At 69.3% G+C, this 5,015-nt stretch carries 2 protein-coding genes; both read right to left on the reverse strand.

Going from position 1 to position 5,015, the window contains the following annotated elements:
* On the reverse strand, positions 1-3,735 hold a 3,735-nt coding region (locus tag FXN61_RS47175), incomplete at its 3' end, for a type I polyketide synthase (protein ID WP_167980301.1).
* Between the two features lie 24 nt (positions 3,736-3,759).
* Positions 3,760-5,015: beta-ketoacyl reductase (locus FXN61_RS47180; protein ID WP_167980302.1), on the reverse strand; the 1,256-nt coding region annotated here is incomplete at its 5' end.

A 5,015-nucleotide genomic window follows, 5' to 3' on the forward strand; every position in this document is an offset into this window, starting at 1 on the left:
CGCGTCGACGGCACCGCGCGTCACGAACGCCAGCCGCCCCGCAGGCCGCGTCACGAACTCCTGGATCAAGGCCAGCACCTGCGAGCACGTCTCGCGAACATCCGTGCCGACAACAGGAACCAGCGTCAGGTCGGCGTCCGTGAACGAGTCCACGACCGGGCCTGCGGCCAGCGACAGCACATCAGGCCCGAGCACCGCGACGGTCTGCTCGGCGAACCCGACCGGCAGCTCGACGGGTGTCCACTCGATGCGGAACAACGAGTCGCGCTCGGCCCCGGAACTCAGCTCGTCAACGGGAACGGGCCGCGTCTGCAGAGCCTCAACGGACGCGACCAGAGCACCGGTGGCATCCGCGACGGCGATCTCCATTGAGCCGTCCTCGCCGCGCAACAGCCGCACCCGCACCGCGGAAGCGCCCGAAGCGTGCAACGAGACGCCCTGCCAGGAGAACGGCAACCCACCCCGGCTGATCGAACCGAGATCACCGAAACCGGCGGCGTGCATACCGGCGTCCAGCAGCGCCGGGTGCAGTCCGAACGACGAGCCGTCCACGCCCTCCGGCAGCGACACCTCGGCGTAGACGACGCCGTCGCCGCCACGCCACACCGCCTGCAGGCCCTGGAAAACCGGGCCGTAGTCGAAGCCCATGTCGGTGAAGCGCTCGTACGACCCGGTGATGTCGACGGCCTCGGCACCCGCGGGCGGCCACACCGAACCGTCGAACGACACTGCACTGACACCCTGCCCGAGCACACCGGAAGCGTGCTGAAGCCAAGGCGCGTCAACAGAACCCTCGGCCCGTGAGAAGATCGCCACCGAACGACGACCGGCGGAATCCGCGGCACCAACGGAAACCTGCACCTGAACGGCGGCGTCCGGCGTCAGCACCAGGGGCGCTGCGAGCGTCAGTTCCTCGACACGATCGCAGCCGACCTCGTCCGCCGCCCGGACGGCGAGCTCCAGGAACGCGGTGCCGGCGAAAAGAACCCGCCCCATCACCACGTGATCCGCGAGCCACGGATGCGTCGCGAGCGACAGCCGCGACGTGAACAGGTGCCCGGCCGACCCCGCCAGCTCCACGGCCGCGCCGAGCAACGGGTGCCCGACCGAACCGAGGCCGGCGCCACGCACGTCACCGGACTGCGTCTTCGGGCGCGGCCAGAACCGCTGCCGCTGGAACGCGTACGTCGGCAGATCAACCCGCTGAGCCCCGGAGCCCTCGAACAGCTTCGCCCAGTCGACCGGGACGCCCGCGACGTGCAGGCGCGCCAACGCCGTCACGAACGCCAGCTCCTCGCCGCGGTCCTTGCGCGTGGTCGGCACCGCGTCGTCGACCATCGCGGCGAGCACGCCGTCCGGGCCGACTTCGACGAAGGTCTTGTCCCCCATCGCGGCCACGGTGTCGTGGAAGCGCACGGCGTCGCGGACGTGCCGGACCCAGTACTCGGGTTGTTGGACAATCCCCGTGTTGGATTGTTCAACGATCCCACGAACCACCATGGGGATTGAGGGATTGTTGAACGAAATACCGGAGATGGCCGCGCGGAAGTCCTCCAGCATCGGCTCCATCAGCGGCGAGTGAAAGGCGTGCGAAACGGTGAGTTGCCGAACCTTCCGGTCGTTGAATTGTTCAACGATCCTACGAGCCTCTTGTTCAACACCCGCGATGACGATGGAGCGCGGACCGTTGACGGCGGCGATGGAGACGCCGTCGGTGAGGTGAGGCAGAACCTCTTCTTCCGCGGCCTGCAGAGCGATCATCACGCCGCCGGCAGGGAGCGCCTGCATCAGCGTGGCGCGCGCGGTCACCAAGGTGCACGCGTCCTCGAGGGACAGCACCCCGGCGACGTGGGCGGCCGCAATCTCGCCGATCGAGTGGCCGGCCACCTGCTCCGGCACCAGGCCGAACGACTCCAGCAGCCGGAACATGGCGACTTCGAAGGCGAACAGAGCGGGCTGCGTGTAGCGCGTCTGCTCCAGAACAGCCGCGTCGTCGCCCCACATGACCGAGCGCAACGACGGGTCGAGGTGCGCGAGCGCCTCGTCGAAAGCGGAGGCGAAGACAGGGAACCGGCCGTGGAGCTCACGACCCATCCCGAGGCGCTGCGATCCCTGACCGGAGAACAGGAACGCGAGCGTGCTCTCTTCGGCAGCCACCCCACGAGCGAGCTCCGTACCGTCCGGCAGCACCACGGCCCGCTGCTCGAACGACGCCCGCGCGGTCGCGAGCGTGAACGCGATGTCGAGCGGCGACAGGGCATCCACGACCGACTGCAGCCGATCCCGCTGCTCCTCCAACGCGGCCGGCGTGCGACCGGACAGAACCCACGGCAGCACAGCAGGAACAGATTCCGGAGAAGAGGCGGCCTCAACGACCAGAGCCGGAGCCTGCTCAAGGATCACGTGCGCGTTCGTGCCCGAGACACCGAACGCGGACACACCAGCACGCAGCGGGCGGTCGACCGACGGCCACGGCCGCGCGTCGTGCAGCAGCGAGACGTTGCCCTTGGTCCAGTCGACCTGAGTCGAGGGTGTGCCGAGGTGCAAAGTCCTGGGCAGCAGGCCGTTCTGCAGCGCCATCACGACCTTGATCACACCGGCGACGCCTGCGGCGCCCTGCGGGTGACCGATGTTGGACTTGACCGACCCGAGGTAGAGCGGCTCGGCGCGGTCCTGGCCGTACACCGAGAGAATCGCCTGCGCCTCGATCGGGTCGCCCAGCGTCGTGCCGGTGCCGTGCGCCTCGACGGCGTCCACATCGGACGGTGCGAGGCCGCCGTTCTGCAGGGCCTGTCGGATGACGCGCTGCTGCGACGGGCCGTTCGGCGCGGTGAGGCCGTTCGAGGCGCCGTCCTGGTTGACGGCGGACCCGCGGACCACGGCGAGGATCTTGTCTCCGGCGCGCTGCACGTCGGAAAGCCGTTTCAGCACGAGCACACCGACGCCCTCGGACCAGCCGGTGCCGTCCGCGTCGTCGGAGAACGCCTTGCAGCGCCCGTTCCCGGCGAGCCCGCCCTGCGAGGTGAAGGCGGCGAACCCGGCGGGCGTTGTCATGACCGCGACACCACCGGCCAATGCCAGGTCGCACTCACCGGCACGCAAGGCGGAGGAAGCGAGGTGCAGCGCCACCAACGACGACGAGCAGGCGGTGTCGACGGTGACGGCCGGGCCTTCCAACCCGAGCAGGTACGAGATGCGGCCGGACAGCACAGAGGCGGCGAACGCGGTCGTGGCGTAGAGGCCGACGTCCTCGCCCGAGCGCGAGAGCAGGTCGGCGTAGTCCTGCGAGGTCGTGCCCATGAACACGCCGGTCCTGGTGCCGCGCAAGGACTGCGCGTTCACGCCGGCCCGTTCCAGCGCCTCCCAGGAGGTCTCCAGGAGCAGGCGCTGCTGCGGGTCCATGACGACGGCTTCACGGGGCGAGATGCCGAAGAACCCGGCGTCGAACGACGCCGGGTCTTCGAGGAAGCCACCTTCGATCGTGGCGGTGTCGAGCTCGGAAACGTCCCAGCCGCGATCGGAGGGGAACCCGCCGATCACGTCCCTGCCTTCGGCGACGACCTGCCAGAGGTCCTCCGGCGACGTCACCCCGCCTGGGTACCGGCACCCGATGCCCACGATCGCGATCGGTTCCACCGCTGCCGCGATCAGCTGCTGGTTCTGCTTGCGCAGCCGGTCGATCTCCTTCAGTGACGACCGCAGAGCCTCGACGTACTGGTTAGCAGAGGTGGTCATCGCGCTTCCTTCTCGGATCGCCCGCTAGTCCATGGCGTCCCCGATCGCCAGACGCAGGAGGGCTTCGCCGTCCATGTCGTCGATCGATTCCGCCTCGGCTGCAAGCACAACATCTCCGGCGCTGTTGTTTTCCCCACTGTCCTGACCAAGTTGCAGCACGAGGTCCAGCAGACCGGCCTGGCGCAGGCGGCTGATCGGGATCGCCGCCAGCGCTTCGCGAATGGGCGCGTCCGGGTCGTTGCCGTTCGAGACGGCCTCGCCGAGCAGCTCGGTGCGGATGAACCGGGCCAGCGCGGTGGGCGTCGGGTGGTCGAACACCAGCGTCGCGGGCAACGCCACGCCGGTGACCGCCTTGAGCCGGTTGCGCAGGTCCACCGCGGTCACCGAGTCGAAGCCGACGTCGCGGAACGCCCTGGTGGGCCCGAACGCCTCCGCGCTCTCGAAACCGAGTGTCGCCGCGGCCTCTGTGCGGACGAGGTCGAGCAACGTCCGTGTGCGTTCTGCTTCCGGCAACGCCAGCAGCCGCTCCTTGAGCCCGGAATCTGTCGTTTCCGGCTCCTCCAACACCTTCTGGACCGAGGGGATGCCCATCAGCAACGGGCTCGGCCTCGACGCCGTGAAGCTCGGCGCGAACTTCTCCCAGTCCATGTTGGTGATCGTCAGCGACGTGTGATCGTCCTCGACCGCCTGGTGCAGCGCGGTGATCGCGAGGTCCGGTTTCATCGTGTGGACGCCGCGCCTGCGCAGCTGCTCGGCGCCTTCCTCGTTCTCCGACGCCATTCCGGAGTCCGCCCAGGCACCCCAGGCGATCGAGGTGGCTTTGAGTCCCTGTGCCCTGCGGAAGTGCGCCAGTCCGTCGAGGTAGGCGTTGGAAGCGGCGTAGGCGGGTTGCGCGCCACTGCCCCAGCTCGCCGCACCGGACGAGAACAGGATGAACGCGTCCAGGTCGCTCGTCAGCTCGTGCAGCAGCCAGGCCGACGTCATCTTGGCTTTGAGCAACCGGTCCAGCTGGTCGATGCCGAGCGCGGTGATCGGCGCGTTGCCCTCGACGATGCCGGCCGCGTGCACGACGGCGCGCAGGTCCGGCACGGTGTCGATCACCGCCTTCAGACTCTGCCGATCCGACGCGTCGCAGGCGGCGATGGTGACCCTGGCGCCCAACGCTTCGAGCTCTGCCTTGAGCTCGTGCGCTCCTGGCGCCTGGTCCCCGCGGCGGCTGGTGAGCAGCACGTGCTCGGCGCCGCGTCCGGCGACCCAGCGGGCGACGTGCCCGCCCAGCG

The organism is Lentzea indica, from assembly GCF_012184385.1.
In the GTDB taxonomy this organism is placed as follows: Bacteria; Actinomycetota; Actinomycetes; order Mycobacteriales; family Pseudonocardiaceae; genus Lentzea; species Lentzea indica.